This window comes from Rhizobium sp. BK650, from assembly GCF_014195325.1.
GTDB lineage: Bacteria > Pseudomonadota > Alphaproteobacteria > Rhizobiales > Rhizobiaceae > Rhizobium.
The window spans coordinates 274,378-291,329 of sequence record NZ_JACIBK010000005.1 but is presented as its reverse complement, the minus strand read 5'-3'; the positions used below and the strand labels follow the sequence as shown (position 1 = coordinate 291,329).

Genomic DNA, 16,952 nt, shown 5'->3' with positions numbered 1-16,952 from the left:
GTGCTGAAATCGTTCGAACATATCGGCATGACAGTCAGCAATATGGACCGCGCGATCGAATTCTATTGCGGTCTGCTCGGGCTGAAACTGCAGCTGCGCAAGCAGATGCCTGACGGCATGCAGGTCGCTTTCCTCGATGCCGGCGGCGGAATGTTGGAGCTTTTCGCGCCGCTCGGTGGTGCCGCAAGAGCGGTCGATGTTCCCGATGGAACCGCCGGCGTCAAGCACATCACCTTCCATTTTGAGAACGTCGGGGAAATCTTTGCACGACTTGAAGCTGTGGGCGTTGAAATCAAAGAACGGCCACGCTTTGCCGTCCATTCCGAGATGCTGAACAGGATCGCCTTTGTCCGAGATCCAGACGGCATCATCGTTGAACTCGCAGAGCGGTCGCAAAGCCGCCTTGGCTGAAAAATCGGCGGCGATGAGACGAAAGAGAAAGGGCGCGGTACAAGCCGCGCCCTCAGACATTTATCGGCGCTCGCCCGACGCCTTTTTCTTGGCCTCGTCATCCACCAGCTCGTACCACATGGCGTTGAGAACGGCGAAGGCGGCTGCCAGCGGCAGGCCGAGAATCCATGCGAAATACCACATCGTTTTGTCCCCTCAATAGGCGTGACTGTTCTTGTCTGTGACGCTCTTCTCATCCACCTTGCCCCACAAGACCTTGTAGACCCAGGCGGTATAGAAAAAGATGATCGGCAGGAAGACGAGCGTGGCCACCAGCATGATGAACAGTGTCAGGTGGCTCGATGACGCGTCCCAGACCGTCAGGCTCGACCTCGGATCGAGTGAAGAGGGCAGGATGAATGGGAACATCGACAGACCCACCGTCGAGATAATCCCTGTGATCGAGAGATCGCTGAAGAGGAGGGCCGCGATCTCGCGACGGGTCTGCATGGCGAGGAGCGTAGCCGTCGCGCCCAGGAAGCCGAGGGCGGGAGCGATGATCATCCAGGGATGGGCACGGTAATTGGCAAGCCATCCACCGGTTTCCAGCGCTACCGTCTTCAATAGCGGGTTCGACGGGCCGCTCGGGCTGATATCGCTGGTGATGCGGAAGCCGCCAACCACGCCCATCCACAGGAACACTCCGCCGAGCGCAAACAGCACGATGACGGCAAGGGCCGCGATGCTGCCAAAGCGGCGTGCGCGCTCGGCAACCTGTCCCGTTGCCTTCAGCACCAGCCAGGCGCTGCCATGCATGATGAGCATTGCAACGGATAACAGGCCGCAGAGCAGGGCATAGGGGTTCAGCAGCGCGAAGAACGAGCCGTCATAGAAGATCCGCATGTCGTCGCCGAAGCGGAAGGGAACACCCTCCAGCACATTGCCGACGGCAACGCCGAAGATCAGTGAGGGAACGAAGCCGCCAACGAAGAGCGCCCAGTCCCAGCCGGCTCTCCAACGGGCGCTGTCGCGCTTTGAGCGGTACTTGAATCCAACAGGGCGCAGGATGAGTGCGAAAAGGATCGCAAACATCGCCAGATAGAAGCCCGAGAAGGAAACCGCATAGAGCGGCGGCCAGGCGGCGAAGATGGCGCCACCGGCGAGTATGAGCCAGACCTGATTGCCTTCCCAGGTAGCGCCGATCGTGTTGATGGCGACACGGCGCTCCGCATCGCTCTTGGCGACGAAGGGTAGCAGCGCTCCGACGCCGAGGTCGAAACCATCTGTGGTGGCGAAGGCGATCAACAGTACGCCGAGCAACACCCACCAGATGATGCGCAGGGTTTCATAGTCGATGAGTTCGTGAAGGATCATGACAGGTCACTCCGCGGCGGGAACGAGGGTTTCGGAAATGAGCTCAGCTTCCTGCTCATGGTCGGGTTCCGGCCCTTGGTGGATCGCCTTGAGCATCAGGCTCATCTCGATGATGATCAGCGTCGTATAGAGCGCGGCAAAGCCGATGATGGTGAGCAGCACGGCTGAGGCGCCGTGGTTGGAAACGGCGACTGCCGTCGGCAGCACCCCTTCGATTACCCAGGGCTGACGGCCGATCTCGGCGACCACCCAGCCGGCCTCGATGGCAATCCAGGGTAGCGGGATGGCGAAGACTGCGATGCGCAGCAATAGCGGATATCTATCCAGATGCCGGCGGGCCGACAGCCAGAAGAAGGTTGCCGTCAGGACAATGAACAACATACCGAGACCGACCATGATTCGGAACGACCAGAAGAGCGTCGGTACATGCGGGATTGTGTCACGCGCGGCCTGGGCGATCTGTTCGCCGGTCGCCTGCCTCGGATCGTCGATATAGCGCTTCAGGAGCAGGGCATAACCAAGGTCGTGGCCGAGGTCCTCGAACGACGTACGGACCTGCTCGGCGACCTGATCCACGGCCGGTGCGGAGCGGATCTGCATCAGCGCGTCATAGGCCTTGATCCCGTCGCGGATCCGAGTTTCAGCCTGCTGTTCCAACTGGTCGATGCCGGGAATTTCCGTCGTCAGCGAACGTGTACCGATGAGGCCCATGACCCAGGGAATACGCACGGCGAAATGCGTCTCGCGTGCTTGCTGGTCCGGAAAGCCAAAGGCAGTGAAGGCAGCCGGGGCCGGTTCCGTCTCCCACATGGCTTCGATCGCGGCGAGCTTCATCTTCTGGTTCTCGGTGGTGAGATAACCGCTCTCGTCACCGAGCACGACTACCGACAGAGCCGAGGCGAGACCGAAGGATGCCGCGACCGTCATCGAGCGCTTGGCGAGCTCGATGTGCCTGCCCTTCAGCATGTACCAGGCCGAAACGCCGAGCACGAAGATCGAGGCGCAGACATAGCCGGCCGAAACCGTATGGACGAACTTCGCCTGGGCGACCGGATTGAAGACAACGTCAAAGAAGCTTGTTATCTCCATGCGCATCGTCTGCGGATTGAGCGCCGAACCGACGGGGTTTTGCATCCAGCCGTTGGCGACCAGAATCCAGAGTGCCGAGAAATTGGAGCCGAGCGCGACGGCCCAGGTGGCGATGAGGTGGCCGACCTTCGACAGCCTGTCCCAACCGAAAAAGAAAAGACCGACGAAAGTCGCTTCGAGAAAGAAGGCCATCAAGCCCTCGATGGCGAGCGGCGCGCCGAAGATATCTCCGACATAATAGCTGTAATAGCTCCAGTTCATGCCGAACTGGAATTCCATGACAATGCCGGTTGCGACGCCCAGCACGAAGTTGATGCCGAAGAGCGTGCCCCAGAATTTCGTCATTTGCCGCCAGATCTGGCGGCCGGTCATGACATAGGTCGTCTCCATGATGGCGAGCAGCACGGAAAGGCCGAGTGTCAAGGGCACGAACAGGAAGTGATAAAGCGCAGTCAGCGCGAATTGGAAGCGCGATAGCGCAACGATGTCTAATTCCATTGTCTTTCTCCCACGGTCCCACGCGGTATCAAGAGTTTCCGCATGGCCGGCCGGCCAAGCGGGGCATGCCTATTGCTCAATCCGGCCGAAGCCGATCGAGCGCCTTTTCGAACGCCGCCTCTCCACGGCGCGAAATTTCTTTAATGCGGCCGTCCGCGATGACGGCGATGCCGTCTGCGAGTGCCGCTTCACGGCGAATATGCGTGGCAATGACAAGTGCGCGGCCCTTGGCTCTCAGCGCGAGGCGATGAAGCACGTCCCGCGCCGTGTCGCCATCAAGCCCCTCGGTTGGCTCGTCGAGCAGCCAGATCGGCGTATCGCGCAGGAAGAGGCGCGCTAGCGCCAGCCGCCGCGATTGGCCGCCTGAAAGCCCCATGCCGCCTTCGCCGAGCCGCGTATTAAGACCTGCTGGCAGTGCCTTAACATCGGCAAGCAAGCCGGCGGCGGCGAGCGCATCGTGCAGACGATCGTCATCGGCATCGGGCGCGGCAAGCATCAGGTTGCCGCGCAGCGTATCCTGGAAAAGCTCGGTGCGCTGCGTGAGCGAAGTTGCGTCCAGCGACGCTACCATGCCGTCGGCGGGCGGCAATTCTCCAGAAAGCAGGGAAAGCAGCGTTGATTTGCCGGCGCCACTGCTGCCGATGACGGCAATGCGCTCGCCGCGGCGAAGTTCGAGCGTCACGTCCTGCAATGCCGGCAGTGCCGCCCCGTCATGAGCGACAGTGACATTCTGAAGTGCGAAGGCAAGTTCATGAGCCGGGGCCTTTGGAGCGAAATCGGCTTCAACGGGCGAAAGGCGTGGACCGATGCGTCTGGCTGCCAGCATCGTCCTGCCGAATTCCATCGAGCCACGGCGCAATGCGGCAAAGGGCTCCGTTGCGGCAAAGACGACGAGCACAGCGAGCGCGGCAACGGGTGCGGTGATCAAGCCGGCCTGCATCAGCCTCGCCGATGTCAGCAATGCCGCGACCAGCATGGCGGTGGAAAAGAGGCCGAAGCTGAAGGTCACTCCGGTCTCAATCCGATTCAACCGATTGTCGGCCCTTGCGGTATAGATATCCGCAACGGCGATTGCCTGCTGTTGCGCGTCAAGGCGGTTGGCCATCAAGAGATCGGTTTGGCCGGCAACGAGATCGATGGTCCGCGACCGGATGGTTTCGATGCCGTAGGCGCGGCGGCGCGCCTCGTTCAGCGCCAGGCGGCTGGCGACGAGCGGCAGACCAAGTCCTACCAGAAGGAGGCAAAGGCCAAAGAGCAGGCCGAACAGCGGATGCATCAAGCCAAGTGTCACGCTGACAACAAGTGCCGTGCCAACTGCTACGGCTGCTGGCACAAGAATGCGAAGATAAAGTGAATCCAGCGCGTCGACATCGGCCGTTAGCCGGAAAAGCAGCCGAGCCGGCCGATTGCGAAGTGTACGCGCCGCACCGGGCAAGGCCCAGCCGCGGAACAGGCGCTCGCGAAGTGCGGCGAGCACGGCGAGCGCCGCATTGTGGGTCGCCAGTCTTTCGCCATAGCGCGCAGCGGTGCGCAGAAGCGCAAGGAAACGGATGCCGGCCGATGGCGCAAAGACGTCAAAGGCGGCTACGGTCGCTGCGGAAAGGCCCGCCAGCGCGGTTGCCGTGATGAACCAGCCCGACAGGCCGAGAAGGGCAATGCCGGCCATGACGGTCGCCGCCGACAATGCTGCGCCGAGCAACAATTCCCTACGGCGCGTTTGCATGAACAGGTGCAGGATCGGCTTGATATCTTTGCGGAAGGAGATCATTACTCAGCAGCCTCCAGAAGACGTTCGGCACCGAGGCGAATGGTGCGGTTCATCCGTGCGGCGAGCAGCGGGTCGTGTGTTGCGACAATCAGCGTGCGGCCCTCCGCGAGAGCAAGCAGGCTCTCGGTGATCTCGAAAGCGGTCTCGGCATCGAGATGGGCGGTCGGCTCATCGGCAAGGATGATGCGGATCTCGCGGTCGCAGGCAGCCCGCGCGATTGCAAGGCGCAACGCCTCACCTCCTGAGAAACCGATTCCGCCCTCTCCAAGGGGGCGATGTCCATAGGCTTTCGCGACATTGCCAAGCTTGGCGAGTTCGAGCGCCTTAGAGATTTCCGTCTCCGTGATACCGGCTCGACCGAGCGCAATATTGCCGACAACGGTACCCGAGAAAATATGCGGCCTTTGGCCGATCCAGCCCAATTTGCTGCGATCTGCCGCTGCGCCGTCAATCAAAACCCGGCCTTCATCGCAGGGTGCGAGACCAGCAATCAGTGACAACAAGGTTGATTTGCCGGTACCGCTGGCGCCAAGCAATGCCACGTGCTCGCCGCCGGCGATGTCGAGATTGAAGCCGTCAATGATTGGCGGATGATCCGAATGGTAACGAAAGCTGATGTTTTCCAGGCGAACAGCGAGGGGCTCGTTCGCGGCAAAAGCTTCTGTCTTTTCCCGTTCGGGAAGCGTCATGCCTTTCGCAGCCAGCACATTCAGCGCCTTGAGCGCGGCCTCGCCCGAGGCGCGGTCATGCCAGACGGCGGAGAGTTCACGCAGCGGCTCGAAAAAGGCGGGTGCCAACAGCAGGACGAACAGGCCCTGCGAAAGGTCAAGGCTGCCCGACCAGGTGCCAAAGCGGATCTCGCCGAGCAGGGTGAAGCCGACATAGACGGCGGTCATCGCCACGCCGAGCGCCGAAAAGAGTTCGAGTACGGCAGACGACAGGAACGCAATCTTCAGCACTGACATGGTGCGCAGGCGCAGTGATTCTGCTTCTACCCGAAGCCTCAGCGCTGTGGCATCGACCGCATCGAGAGAGCGGATCGTTGCAAGACCGCGCAGGCGGTCCAGCAGGAAAGCGTTGAGGCTGCCGGTTGCTATAAGCTGCTTTTCGCTTGCGGCCTGCGCGCGAAAGCCAATCAGCGCCATGAAGATCGGAATGAGCGGCGCTGCAGAAAGCAGCAGGAGCGCCGCGAACCAGGAGATCGGAAAAATGCAGGCGAGGGTGACGAGCGGCACGAAGCTCGCCTTCATCCGCGCCGGCCGGAAACGAGCGAGATAGGGCACGATCATTTCGGCCTGTTCCCCGAGCACGCTGGCAGCCTCGCCGGAAGCAGGGCGGCCGGCCTCGACAGGCGAAAGGCGGGCAAGCAGCCGGATGGCGGTGGCGCGTTTCTCGCTGAGCTCGGTACGTGCCGCGCAAAAGGCAAGGCGTCCGCCCGCCGCATCGAGACTGCTCTTGACGATGCCGAACAACAGGATAAAGACCGCCGGCCAAAGGAGATCGGCAGGGCTTCCACCATCGGCGAGCCGGCCGACGGACCAGGCAAGCAGGCCTGCCTGGGGAATCCAGAACGCGGCAGCAAAGGCTTGTAGCATCGCGGCGCTTCGCAGACGGTTTCGAGTCTTGGACATCTTGCGTGCCGTGGCTTTCCGATCCGGCATCTCGACCACTTGCTGGTCTCTCGCGTCGAAGAAAGCACGGGTCATGGCTCTAGCTCTTGTTCGCTGTATTGGAACGGCGGCGACCAAGCGAAACGACCCTGTCTTTGGTCTCCAGAAATTTGCTCACTTTCGCGCCGAGCGAGAGTAACGTTGCAAGTCTTTCTGTTTCAAGTTGTTTTACGTCCTCGTACCAATGCGTCAGCTGCTCGATGAGCGTATGCATCTCGCTCATACGCTGCTGCGCATGGCGTTCGGCTTCGCTTGCCGGGCGCTGCATGAGGATCTCACGCAGCATCGACAGTGTCGGATCGACCTCGCGCTTCTTGCGCTCTTCGGCAAGTGTCCTGAGGATCGTCCAGACATCATCGGGTGTGGTGAAGAAGTCGCGCCGGTCATCGGGCTTATGGCGCAGAAGCACGAGGTTCCAGGCCTGCAGCTCGCGAAGGCTCATGGAAACGTTCGAGCGCGATATGCCGAGCGCATCGACGATCTCCTCAGCGCAAAGGGGTGAAGGCGAGACATAGAGCAGGGCGTAGATCTGGCCGACCGTCCGGTTGATGCCCCAGCGGGAACCCATTTCGCCGAAGTGCAGGACGAAGGACTGAACGAGAGGCGGGAGATTCATTGTTATTTCCGTTGTGTCTGTGATTTCAGAAATTTCTGAAATCACTATACAGACATTCGTGTTTATGCGGCAATTGCGCAGGCGAGGCTGCGGCAATTTGGATGCATGTTTCGACTGAGCCGCCTCTCTACTAGACGGATGTCGGGCGTCTGGAATTGATCTGAGTCAAGTTTGGTAAAAAATAAAATGCCCGGCAGACGAAGTCGGCCGGGCGTTCGGGACTGAATAAATTGCGGCGCGAGGCCGCGCCTCAGATGAGGCCGGCAATGATGCCGATGCCGGCAACGGCGGCAACACCGCCCGCTGTGCGAACCATGAAGGCGCCCTGGCGCTCGCCGAAGCGGGCAATCAAGAAGCCGAGGCCGAGGCCGGTCATGTGCAGCAAGGCGGTGGCGATCGTGAAACCTGCAGCATAGGCAGCACCCCCGGCATTTTCAGGCATTTCCACGCCGTGCGCATGGCCGTGGAAGATCGCAAAAAGGCCGACAATGCCAATTGCGGCAGCGGTAGAGGCGCGGATGTTCAGCGCAATGAAGGTGCCCAGAACGATGACGGAAAGTGCGATGCCTGTTTCAACGAACGGCACATTGATGCCGGCCATGCCAAGCGAGCCGCCAAGGATCATAACGAGCACGAAAGTGGCCGGCAAAGCCCAGACGGCCCGGCCGCCAAGCTGGGAAGCGAGAACGCCGACCATCACCATGGCGAGGATATGATCAAGGCCGGAAATCGGGTGGCTGAAACCATGGACAAGGCCGGCCGCTTCGCCAACACCTGGATGGGCGTAGGCGGCTGCCGGGAGCGCTGCGGCGGCAAGCGCAAGAGCTCCGCTCTTGAAGACTGATTTCATTGTCGAACTCCCTCTGAGTATTTTGATCCTGCGGCCGCCGACCCTTCAGGCTGGGTTACAAGGCGCGTGAATAAGCTAGTCCAGAGCGATCTGCCGGTCAATGAAAAGCGGCCGAATAGTCAGGGATTTCAGAAGCTTATATCGTGGGCAATTGCCTATTTGAAAGGCGGCTTCACAAGTGCCGTCGAACCGGACTATCAATCATATTGCGGAGGCGCAGGCTGACGCGTCTTAAGGAGGAGCCGATAATGGATACCGAAAGGCCGCTCGCGATCAGCGCGCCGGAGCCGCGCACGCTCGATCTGATCTTCAGCGACAAGGCGCGCGGAGAACTCCACGCGAGATATGAAATCGTCGAGGCCGATCCCGAAAACATTGCTGGCCTTGGCGATGACACTCTCGGCAAGGTACGCTACGTCATTGGCCAACCACCGCTTTCGGCGCAAACACTTGGTCGGATGTCGCAACTGCGTGCGATCCTCAATGTCGAGAGCAATCTCCTCAACAATATGCCCTACGAGATCCTCTTTCAGCGCGGCATCCATGTGGTGACGACCGGGCAAGTTTTTGCCGAACCGGTGGCGGAGATCGGCCTCGGCTTTGCGCTCAGCCTCGCGCGCGGCATCATCGATGCCGACGTGGCTTTCCGGACGGGTCATGAGCTTTGGGGTGGTGAGGGCAATGCCAGCGCGCGGCTGATATCGGGTTCCGAGATCGGCATCGTCGGTTTCGGCGATCTCGGCAAAGCGCTGCGGCGGGTCCTCTCTGGCTTCAAGGCCAGGATCAGGGTGTTCGATCCCTGGATGCCACGTTCGATCCTGGAGGAAAACGGCGTCGAGCCGGCGAGCCTGAAGGAGGTGTTAACGCAGAGCGATTTCGTCTTCGTCGTCGCTTCCGTGACCAGCGAAAACCGGGGCTTCCTTGGCGCGGATGCCTTCGCGAGCATGCGCAAGGGTGCAGCCTTCATCCTGCTCAGCCGAGCAGATGTCGTCGATTTCGATGCGTTGATGGCTGCGGTCGCTTCCGGCCATATCGTTGCAGCAAGCGACGTCTATCCTGAGGAGCCGCTGGCGCCGGATCACCCGGTCCGCCGTCTCAAGGGTTTCATCCGCTCGGCCCATCGCGCCGGCGCGCTCGATGTCGCCTTCAAGAAAATGGGCGACATGGTGCTCGAGGATATGGATCTGATGGATCGCGGTTTGCCGCCGATGCGCTGCAAGCGAGCGGAGCGCGAAACGGTGTCCCGTATGCGCTCCAAGCCCGTATCGGTGAATTAAGCGGCGCGCTGGCCTGTAGCCTGGATGGCGGCAAGCTTCCAGTCAGCGCCTGGCTTGCGCACGAAGGTCCAGACCTCGGTGCTTTCGCTCGGGCGGCGGTCGTCGCCCGAGACGACGCGGCCGGTATTGCGTTCGACCATGGCGTCGATCGAGGAATAGCGCATTGCAAGTGTCGCATATTCCTGACCGTTCTCACGCCAGGCCTCGGCAATATCACCCTGCAGCAGCTTGACGTCGGAAACCTGGTTGCGGACGCCATTGGTGGCGTTCTCGCCAAGTTCTTCGGCAAGGTAGGACATGGCTTCTGGTGTCGTCAGGCGGCGCAGCGCGCCGTAATCTTCCGCGCCATAAGCGGTCTGAACTCTCGTTAGCAACTCCTCGAATTGATCGAGGTCCGCCTGGGTAAGGCCGATCTCGTCCCCCGGGCGCGCATTGCGCTGCTGTTGGCTTCTGGAGCCCGAACCGATCGCTGGTATATGGAAGGACGATCCGCCATTGGCCGGCGACATGTTATAGGGCTGCGGCCCGCCATAGCTTTGGCTGCCTGCGCCGTAAGACGGCTGGCGGCGATTGGCGAAGAAGCGCATCGCAAGCGTGATCGCGCCGAAGATCAGCGCGATCTGCAGCAACATGCCGAGGAAGCCGAAGCCGCCACCGAAACCATGGCCAAGCAGCATGCCGAAGAGGCCGCCGGCGATCAGGCCGCCGATCATGGAACGGCCGAAGCCGCCAAAGAGGCCAGGTCGCTGCGCGGCATAGCCCGGCTGTTGCGTGCTATAGGGCGTGGTCGTCTGCGGGCGAGGCGTCATCGACCTCTCGATCGGCGCAGCCGGAGCGGGCGCAGTCTGCGTCACCGGAGGCGCGCTGAAGGTGCGAGTGCCACGGCTCCCGAAACCGCCGAAGCCGCCGGCGCGGCGCGCATCGGCATCGCTGATCGTGGCAAAGACGGTAGCGCCCGCAAGGACGGCAATTGCCGCGATCCTGGCAAAACGCGAAAAGGCACTGGGCATTCCTTAATCTCCTTCATGCGCTGGCTGGCATGTCGGGACTTATATAGGTATTCTTTCTGCGCTGTGAAGTTTTGCTCTGCTACTGACAGACGTCCACCCATTCAGCCCGGGTGATTTGCGCCAGTCGATCGGTCGGGATGCGCACCGCCGAATTGGTCGAGCCGGCGGCCGGCACGACCTCGTCGAACCGCTTCAGCGACACGTCGCAATAGATCGGCAGCGGCGCCGGCAGACCGAAGGGGCAGACCCCACCGACCGGGTGGCTCGTCACCGCCAATACCTCCTCGGCATCGAGCATGCGCCCCTTGCCCCCAAAGCTAGCCTTGAACTTTCTGTTGTCGAGACGCGCAGTGCCGCTCGCCACAATCAACATCGTGCGCTCGCCAACCCTCAGGCAGATGGTCTTAGCGATTTGCGCCGGCTCGACACCATGCGCTTCGGCCGCAAGTGTGACGGTCGAGGAACTTCCCGCTGTTTCGATGATGGCAATATCGGGAGCATTAGCGGCGAAAAAGGCGCGGACGGATTCAAGGCTCATGGGATGGGCTACTTTTGATAGTCTTGGAGGAACAGCTGATCTGGGGCCGCATGATGATGCGACATGTGATTCATGTACTTGCCGCCCAACTTAATATTTAGATTTCAGAAAGTTCAATCGCTTAGTTCCTGAAGAAGCATTTCTGTGCGCTCTAAAAGGCAATTCGGATTGCTCCTGGCATCTAACTCATAGATATTGCTGCAAAAATTCGCGATCCAGCTTTGGCCCATGGAGGACGGACAGTGAGCAAGCCGAACTATCGGGATATCGCCCGGCAGGCGGGCGTGGGAACCGCAACCGTGGAGCGTGTCCTCAATGGTCGCGGTGGGGTTCGTCCCGAACTGGTCGCAAAGGTCGTCATCGCCGCGCGCAGCCTGAATTACCCACGCATACTTCCGGACGCCCATCGCGGCCTGCTGCGTATCGAGGTGCTGATGGTTCGTCCCGAGACGAGCTTTTATCAACGGCTCTCAAAGGCATTCGAGCGGATCGCGGCGACCCTCGATCCGCTGATCGTTGTCCATCGCAGCTTTACCGAGGAGATGAAGCCGGAGGAGGTTGCCCGCCGTATCCTGTCGACCGATCTGCCACGCGCCGGGTTGATCCTGGCAGTACCAAGCAGTGCAGTGATCCAGGAGGCCGTCGAAAAGGTCGCCGCGCAGGGATTGCCGGTGGTGCACGTTGTTACCCGTGCATCCGACCGTTCGGGCGAATTCGTCGGCATCGACAACTATGCCGCCGGACGGACCGCCGCGCTGTTCATCAGCCGCATGGCCCGCAGGCAAGGACCTGTCGTCGCTATCTGTCATCCGATCTATCAGGTGCATCGCGATCGCATCCGTGGATTTTCCGATTACTTTCTGGAGCATCCGGGCACCACGAGCTTTCAATGGCTGGGGTTTGGCCTTGATGAGGAGCACTTCAGCGCCGAGCTCTTGCTCTCGGCCTTGAAGACCTATCCTGAACTCGCGGGGCTCTACAATGCCGGCGGCGCCAATTCCGCACTGATCGATGTGCTGCGTCGTCACGCGCGCGAACGAAATATCTTCTTCGTCGGCCACGAACTCACGGATTACACCCGCAAAGCCCTGCAGGACGATGTCATGGATGTCGTGCTCGATCAGGCGCCGGAAGCGCAGGCTCGTCGATCGCTCGATCTCGTCTTGCGTCGCATTGGTCTGACCGATCTCGAGCCGGATCGGGCGCCCATTCGTTTCATCACGATCACCAAGGAAGGACTTTGATCTAATTTGATCAAGAATGCTTTCGCGGCCGCAAGGCTCTCCTGTTAATTTCAAACTAAGGAGGAGAGCCGCAGCGCCAAGAGGAGCGACACCGGATCAAGCGCGCCACCGCTCTCTTTCCAAAGTATGCGATGCGGAAACGCCCGCGTCGCCGTGAGGAGAGTGAAATGGACGATCTGACATTCGGCACGCGCAACAAGCGCGGCGACTGGGCGCCCAACAAGCCCGTCGAGACAGCGCCGCTCTTTGCCTTCCCGCCGCGGCTGATGGCCATCCTGAAATGGTTGCCGCATTATTTCTTTCCCTGGAATGCGATCTTTGCTGCGTCTGCCGTCGCCTATTGGGCGTGGGTCATTCCATCGGTCGAGACGATGCGTACCTTCGGCTTCGGCTGGATTGTCTGGCTCTATGCCGTAAACGCAATCTGCGTCCTGCTCTTTTACGGAGCCTTCGAGGTGCATCTCTATGTGCTGAAGCGGCAAGAGAACCGCTTCAAATACAACGGAAAATTCCCCGCCGAACAGAAGAATAAGGCGTTCTGGTTCGAAAGTCAGAACCTCGACAATATGCTGCGCACTTTCCTCTCAGGCGTGGTGATCTGGACGGCGATCGAGGCGGTGGTGCTATGGTCCTATGCCAATGGTTACGCGCCGTGGCTGAGCTTTGCCGAACACCCCTGGACGCTTGCCATCGTCGCGCTGATCGTGCCGATCATCCATGAGTTCCATTTCTTCTGTATCCACCGCCTCATCCACACGCCGTTCCTCTACAAATGGGTGCACTCGGTCCATCACAACTCGGTCAATCCGTCACCCTGGTCGTCGTTGTCGATGCATCCGGTCGAGCATCTGCTCTACCTCGGAACGGCTTTCTACCACCTGATCCTGCCATCCAACCCGGTCTTGATGCTTTATCAGCTCCACTATGCCGGCTTCGGCGCCATTCCTGGACACGTCGGCTTCGACAAGGTCGCGATCGGCGGAGACAAGTTGCTCGATAGCCATGCTTATGCGCACTACCTGCACCACAAATATTTCGAGGTGAACTACGGCGATGCGTTGATCCCGTTGGATCGATGGTTCGGCACCTGGCACGACGGCTCGCCTGAAGGCGAGGTTCGCATGCAGGAGCGCTACCGCCGCCGTAAGGAAAAACTCGCAGCCCGAAAAGCCGGCTCAGGACTCAAGGGAGCAGCCGAATGACCTGGACCACCGCCTGCAAACTCGAGGATATCGAACAGGAAGGCGCCATTCGTTTCGATCACGGCAGCCGCACCTATGCCATCTACCGCGGACCTGACGATAGCGTCTATTGCACCGCCGGTCTCTGCACTCACGAAGCAATCCATCTCGCAGAAGGCCTGGTCATGGATTTCGAAGTGGAATGTCCCAAGCATTCCGGCGCCTTCGACTACCGCACCGGTGAGGCCCTGCGGCTTCCTGCCTGCGAGAACCTAAAAACCTATCCGACCGAAGTGATCGACGGGGTAGTGCGCGTGGCGCTCGACTGATGATCCGACCTGGCCGGCATCTTCTCGAACGCCGGTGCCTTTTTCCATGGAGAACCTCATGAGCGGCATTGTCATCGTCGGTGCAGGGGAATGCGGAACACGCGCTGCTTTCGCCTTGAGGGAGACCGGATATTCCGGCTCCGTAACCCTGGTAGGCGCCGAGCCGCACCTGCCCTATGAACGCCCGCCACTGTCGAAGCCGATGAACGGTACCGTGCAGATGAAGCTGATCTGTGCAGAAGATGTGCTGAGGGCTGCCGGCATCGATTACATCAAAGGAGTGTCTGCGTCGAAACTGGACGTTGATGCTCGTACTGTCCTTTTGACTGACGGTCGCCTCCTGCCCTTTGAAAAGCTGGTGCTTGCCACTGGCGCGCGCCCCAGAAAGCTCGGCTGTCCCGGAGCCGAACGTGCGCTTGATTTACGCACGCATGCCGATGCACAGGCATTATTTGCCAGTGTCGGGCCAGGCCGGAGCGCTGCCATTATCGGCGGCGGCCTGATTGGTATGGAACTCGCATCCGTTCTGCGCGGAAAGGGCGTCGCGGTCAGCGTCATTGAGGCCGCGCCCAAACCGTTGGGCCGCGCTGTTCCGCCGCGCTTTGCCGCGAAGCTCCATGCCAGGCATATCGCCGAAGGCGTCGATTTCCATCTGGACCGGGGCGTTAGCGCCATCAACGACGACGGCGTTCTTCTGACGGATGGCAATATAGTTCGAGCGCAAGTCGTCGTCAGCGCTATCGGTGTGATGCCGGAGATCACCTTGGCGCAAGACGCCGCACTGGCAACGGGCAATGGCATTCTCACGGACACACATTTGCGCACCAGCGCGGCCGATATCTTCGCGGCAGGTGACTGCGCGGCAGTAAGTCAGCCTGGTGGCGGTCACATCCGGTTCGAAAGCTGGCGGAATGCCAGAACTCAAGCCGAAACTGCGGCACGCAATATGATCGGCTCTCCGGAGGCTTTCGCCGCCATCCCCTGGTTCTGGTCTGATCAGTACGATCTCGGCCTCCAGGTGGCGGGGCTACCGCAGCCGGAGCATCAAAGCGTGGTCCGGCGATATGACGATGGTGAGCTTGAATTCTATCTGGACGGAGGACGTCTCGTTGCCGCAGCCGGTCTTGGTTTCGGCAATGCGCTCGCCAAGGATATCAAGCTTTCCGAGATGCTGATCGCTGCAGGCGTCCGGCCTGATCCAGCCGCGCTCGCCGACGCCAACCTGAACCTCAAGGCGCTTTTGAAAAGCGTGCGGGCGGCCTGATGCAGAAGCTCATGATCTTCCAATCGCTCTGGGCCATGGAGCGTCGGCATCCTGACGGGTACGAGCGCAGCCTCGATGAGAACGTGTCGATGATCCTGGAGGCCGGCTTCGACGGCATCAGTGCCCACTATACGAGCCGCGCCGATGTCGTCAGGCTGAACGATGCGATCCAGGGCACCGGATTGAGGGTTGAAGGTGTCTGTTTCCCCCAGACAGTCGAGGACTTGCACCTGACGCTCGAACTCGCCGCCGAATATCCAGTCAGCCATATCTGTCTGCAGCCCGATATCCGTCTGCGCCGCGTCGAGGAATGCCTGCCGATCCTGGATGGTTGGATGCAGCTTGCCGCCGCCGCCGGCATTTCGGTTCTGATCGAAACCCATCGCAACCGGATGACCACGGATCTGTTCTTTACGCTCGATCTGCTGGAGCAACGGCCGAACCTGCCGTTGCTCGCCGATCTCTCGCACTTCACGGTCGCGCGCGAGTTTGCCTACCCCGTCGATGACGAAACTCACGCGATGATCCATCGCATTCTCCGAAATGCGCATGCCTTTCACGGCAGGGTCGCGTCGTGCGAACAGGTGCAGATCGAAATCTCTTTTCCGCAGCATCGGCCGTGGGTCGAGCTCTTCCTTCAATGGTGGGACTACGGCATGCGTGATTGGCGTGCTCGTGCCGCGTCGGACGCCGAACTGGTCTTCACCTGTGAGCTGGGGCCAAGACCCTACGCAATTAGCACTCGTGACGGCAGTGACAGCACTGATCGATGGGGGGAGGCCCTGCAGTTACAGGAGATGCTTCGCAATCTCTGGGCCGCGATTTGATTAGCATGGTTCTGATGCCAGCGGACTGGTCGAGATGATTTCCTCTGGAAACCATCTCGACCGATGTTCCCGGCGACACCGGCAACGGAACCGATTTAGTCATCGGACAAAGCGAGGTCGCGGCGCAGCCATGACGGGTAGGCGTAGCCGCTATTCAATGCGCGACGACGCTGCCACTGGGCAATAATGGTTGCGACGAGGATTTCTCGTAAGCTGAATCGCGAGCAGAGCTCGCTCACAGATGCCGACAAGCTCTCGCCGGCGTTTCGATTGGTCATGAACCTTCGCGGCCGGAATTGCGGACCGCCCTTCTTTCAAGCTGAGAATACGCAGCAGCATGCGCGGGTGTTGCCTGCCCAGACGCTACGCGTGAAACGATGTGCCATCTCTGGATGGTGAAGCTTGGAAGGTCTCGGATATAATCGAGCGTAGGAAGCTTCGGAGAGCCTATGCCAAAGAGGCGTTGGATGAAGAAATATCTGTCATTGCACGCCTCCGTTTCTGATTGGTTCCTGCGCTACTATTAGCTGATTGGGAAAACGGAGGCAAGGGTACCCGTTCGAGCCTTAATCCCGAATCTCTGTGATTGCTGTTCCCAGCACGAACCAGTGAGGTCTTTTGTAGGATCCGGCCAACCCTGACTTAAACCACTATACTTTGGGCATTGATTGCCGCGTTTTCTGGAAGCGAACGGTTCGCGGATGTGAAAAGCAGCCTGTTGAGAAGTGAGGCATCGCAGCCCAGATTGGTGAACTTGCCGTCCAAAACCACATGGCGCACGCGCACCCGTGACATCCCGATCATTGCGATAGCCCGCTGGATCTTATCGTTCTTGATACCGCCGAGACGACGGCACCACCATCATCCTGAACCTCGGCCCGCCCGTCGGCCACATCGTCTTCCACATCAGCCTGCTGCGATACTTTCAAGCCGCGCCTAACTCTCTCCAAGCCAGCAAGTCCCCGATCTTGTTGATTGCCTGGCGAGGGCCGCGCTGTCCGAATGCACAGCAATCTCACCACGTCCT

The 16,952-nt window shown here is 60.2% G+C and carries 17 protein-coding genes; 7 read left to right on the top strand and 10 right to left on the bottom strand.

The genetic code is table 11. From position 1 onward, the window contains the following. Window positions 1-411, top strand: a complete 411-nt coding sequence (locus FHX15_RS15155; RefSeq protein WP_184398389.1) for a VOC family protein — start codon at window positions 1-3, stop codon at window positions 409-411. Between the two features lie 60 nt (window positions 412-471). Here FHX15_RS15155 and cydX read toward each other — a convergent pair whose 3' ends face one another. The 7 genes from cydX to FHX15_RS15120 all read right to left on the bottom strand — a co-directional run bounded on the left by cydX (window position 472) and on the right by FHX15_RS15120 (window position 8,255). Then, the gene (gene cydX, locus FHX15_RS15150) at window positions 472-594 is read right to left on the bottom strand and encodes a cytochrome bd-I oxidase subunit CydX (protein ID WP_183748231.1); all 123 of its coding nucleotides are present in this window, start codon (window positions 592-594) and stop codon (window positions 472-474) included. 12 nt (window positions 595-606) lie between these two features. Beyond that, a complete protein-coding gene (cydB, locus tag FHX15_RS15145; RefSeq protein ID WP_184398387.1) occupies window positions 607-1,764 on the bottom strand; it encodes a cytochrome d ubiquinol oxidase subunit II in 1,158 nt (385 codons plus the stop codon). A gap of 6 nt (window positions 1,765-1,770) precedes the next feature. Next, window positions 1,771-3,351, bottom strand: coding sequence for a cytochrome ubiquinol oxidase subunit I (locus tag FHX15_RS15140; RefSeq protein ID WP_184398385.1), 1,581 nt, complete (start codon window positions 3,349-3,351; stop codon window positions 1,771-1,773). A 76-nt stretch (window positions 3,352-3,427) separates the two neighbouring features. Further along, window positions 3,428-5,119 (bottom strand): amino acid ABC transporter ATP-binding/permease protein, encoded by a 1,692-nt coding sequence (locus FHX15_RS15135; RefSeq protein ID WP_184398383.1) that lies wholly within the window; start codon window positions 5,117-5,119, stop codon window positions 3,428-3,430. Continuing rightward, window positions 5,119-6,825: a thiol reductant ABC exporter subunit CydD gene (cydD, locus tag FHX15_RS15130; RefSeq protein WP_184398381.1), complete on the bottom strand. Its 1,707-nt coding sequence runs from the start codon at window positions 6,823-6,825 to the stop codon at window positions 5,119-5,121. Before cydD ends, FHX15_RS15135 begins: the two co-directional genes overlap by 1 nt. A gap of 4 nt (window positions 6,826-6,829) precedes the next feature. Next, window positions 6,830-7,405: a GbsR/MarR family transcriptional regulator gene (locus FHX15_RS15125; protein WP_184398379.1), complete on the bottom strand. Its 576-nt coding sequence runs from the start codon at window positions 7,403-7,405 to the stop codon at window positions 6,830-6,832. A 250-nt stretch (window positions 7,406-7,655) separates the two neighbouring features. Then, on the bottom strand, window positions 7,656-8,255 hold the full coding sequence (locus tag FHX15_RS15120; protein WP_184398378.1) for a HupE/UreJ family protein: 600 nt from the start codon (window positions 8,253-8,255) through the stop codon (window positions 7,656-7,658). Window positions 8,256-8,500: 245 nt separating this feature from the next. Between FHX15_RS15120 and FHX15_RS15115 the strand changes: the two genes are divergently transcribed. Further along, window positions 8,501-9,532, top strand: coding sequence for a hydroxyacid dehydrogenase (locus FHX15_RS15115; protein WP_184398643.1), 1,032 nt, complete (start codon window positions 8,501-8,503; stop codon window positions 9,530-9,532). Here FHX15_RS15115 and FHX15_RS15110 read toward each other — a convergent pair. Beyond that, a complete protein-coding gene (locus FHX15_RS15110; RefSeq protein ID WP_184398376.1) occupies window positions 9,529-10,542 on the bottom strand; it encodes a Tim44 domain-containing protein in 1,014 nt (337 codons plus the stop codon). The genes FHX15_RS15115 and FHX15_RS15110 overlap by 4 nt on opposite strands. Before the next feature lie 79 nt (window positions 10,543-10,621). Next, complete coding sequence (locus FHX15_RS15105) at window positions 10,622-11,080, bottom strand: YbaK/EbsC family protein (RefSeq protein ID WP_184398374.1); 459 nt, start codon at window positions 11,078-11,080, stop codon at window positions 10,622-10,624. 242 nt (window positions 11,081-11,322) lie between these two features. Between FHX15_RS15105 and FHX15_RS15100 the strand changes: the two genes are divergently transcribed. The 5 genes from FHX15_RS15100 to FHX15_RS15080 all read left to right on the top strand — a co-directional run bounded on the left by FHX15_RS15100 (window position 11,323) and on the right by FHX15_RS15080 (window position 15,925). Further along, window positions 11,323-12,324, top strand: coding sequence for a LacI family DNA-binding transcriptional regulator (locus tag FHX15_RS15100; protein WP_184398372.1), 1,002 nt, complete (start codon window positions 11,323-11,325; stop codon window positions 12,322-12,324). Window positions 12,325-12,491: 167 nt separating this feature from the next. Beyond that, complete coding sequence (locus tag FHX15_RS15095) at window positions 12,492-13,526, top strand: sterol desaturase family protein (RefSeq protein WP_184398370.1); 1,035 nt, start codon at window positions 12,492-12,494, stop codon at window positions 13,524-13,526. Beyond that, the gene (locus FHX15_RS15090) at window positions 13,523-13,834 is read left to right on the top strand and encodes a MocE family 2Fe-2S type ferredoxin (protein ID WP_184398369.1); all 312 of its coding nucleotides are present in this window, start codon (window positions 13,523-13,525) and stop codon (window positions 13,832-13,834) included. The genes FHX15_RS15095 and FHX15_RS15090 overlap by 4 nt, the downstream gene beginning before the upstream one ends. A gap of 58 nt (window positions 13,835-13,892) precedes the next feature. Next, window positions 13,893-15,098: an NAD(P)/FAD-dependent oxidoreductase gene (locus FHX15_RS15085; protein ID WP_184398367.1), complete on the top strand. Its 1,206-nt coding sequence runs from the start codon at window positions 13,893-13,895 to the stop codon at window positions 15,096-15,098. Then, on the top strand, window positions 15,098-15,925 hold the full coding sequence (locus FHX15_RS15080) for a sugar phosphate isomerase/epimerase (RefSeq protein ID WP_184398365.1): 828 nt from the start codon (window positions 15,098-15,100) through the stop codon (window positions 15,923-15,925). Before FHX15_RS15085 ends, FHX15_RS15080 begins: the two co-directional genes overlap by 1 nt. Window positions 15,926-16,020: 95 nt before the next feature. On the opposite strand, the gene FHX15_RS15075 is transcribed toward FHX15_RS15080, so the two are convergent. Continuing rightward, complete coding sequence (locus FHX15_RS15075) at window positions 16,021-16,203, bottom strand: hypothetical protein (RefSeq protein ID WP_184398363.1); 183 nt, start codon at window positions 16,201-16,203, stop codon at window positions 16,021-16,023. Window positions 16,204-16,952: the final 749 nt, after the last annotated feature.

Coding starts and splice junctions, on each gene's coding strand:
- cydX (WP_183748231.1), bottom strand. CDS start 594: ATGTGGTATTTCGCATGGATTCTCGGCCTGCCGCTGGCAGCCGCCTTC.
- cydB (WP_184398387.1), bottom strand. CDS start 1,764: ATGATCCTTCACGAACTCATCGACTATGAAACCCTGCGCATCATCTGG.
- FHX15_RS15140 (WP_184398385.1), bottom strand. CDS start 3,351: ATGGAATTAGACATCGTTGCGCTATCGCGCTTCCAATTCGCGCTGACT.
- FHX15_RS15135 (WP_184398383.1), bottom strand. CDS start 5,119: ATGATCTCCTTCCGCAAAGATATCAAGCCGATCCTGCACCTGTTCATG.
- cydD (WP_184398381.1), bottom strand. CDS start 6,825: ATGACCCGTGCTTTCTTCGACGCGAGAGACCAGCAAGTGGTCGAGATG.
- FHX15_RS15125 (WP_184398379.1), bottom strand. CDS start 7,405: ATGAATCTCCCGCCTCTCGTTCAGTCCTTCGTCCTGCACTTCGGCGAA.
- FHX15_RS15120 (WP_184398378.1), bottom strand. CDS start 8,255: ATGAAATCAGTCTTCAAGAGCGGAGCTCTTGCGCTTGCCGCCGCAGCG.
- FHX15_RS15110 (WP_184398376.1), bottom strand. CDS start 10,542: ATGCCCAGTGCCTTTTCGCGTTTTGCCAGGATCGCGGCAATTGCCGTC.
- FHX15_RS15105 (WP_184398374.1), bottom strand. CDS start 11,080: ATGAGCCTTGAATCCGTCCGCGCCTTTTTCGCCGCTAATGCTCCCGAT.
- FHX15_RS15095 (WP_184398370.1), top strand. CDS start 12,492: ATGGACGATCTGACATTCGGCACGCGCAACAAGCGCGGCGACTGGGCG.
- FHX15_RS15090 (WP_184398369.1), top strand. CDS start 13,523: ATGACCTGGACCACCGCCTGCAAACTCGAGGATATCGAACAGGAAGGC.
- FHX15_RS15085 (WP_184398367.1), top strand. CDS start 13,893: ATGAGCGGCATTGTCATCGTCGGTGCAGGGGAATGCGGAACACGCGCT.
- FHX15_RS15080 (WP_184398365.1), top strand. CDS start 15,098: ATGCAGAAGCTCATGATCTTCCAATCGCTCTGGGCCATGGAGCGTCGG.
- FHX15_RS15075 (WP_184398363.1), bottom strand. CDS start 16,203: ATGACCAATCGAAACGCCGGCGAGAGCTTGTCGGCATCTGTGAGCGAG.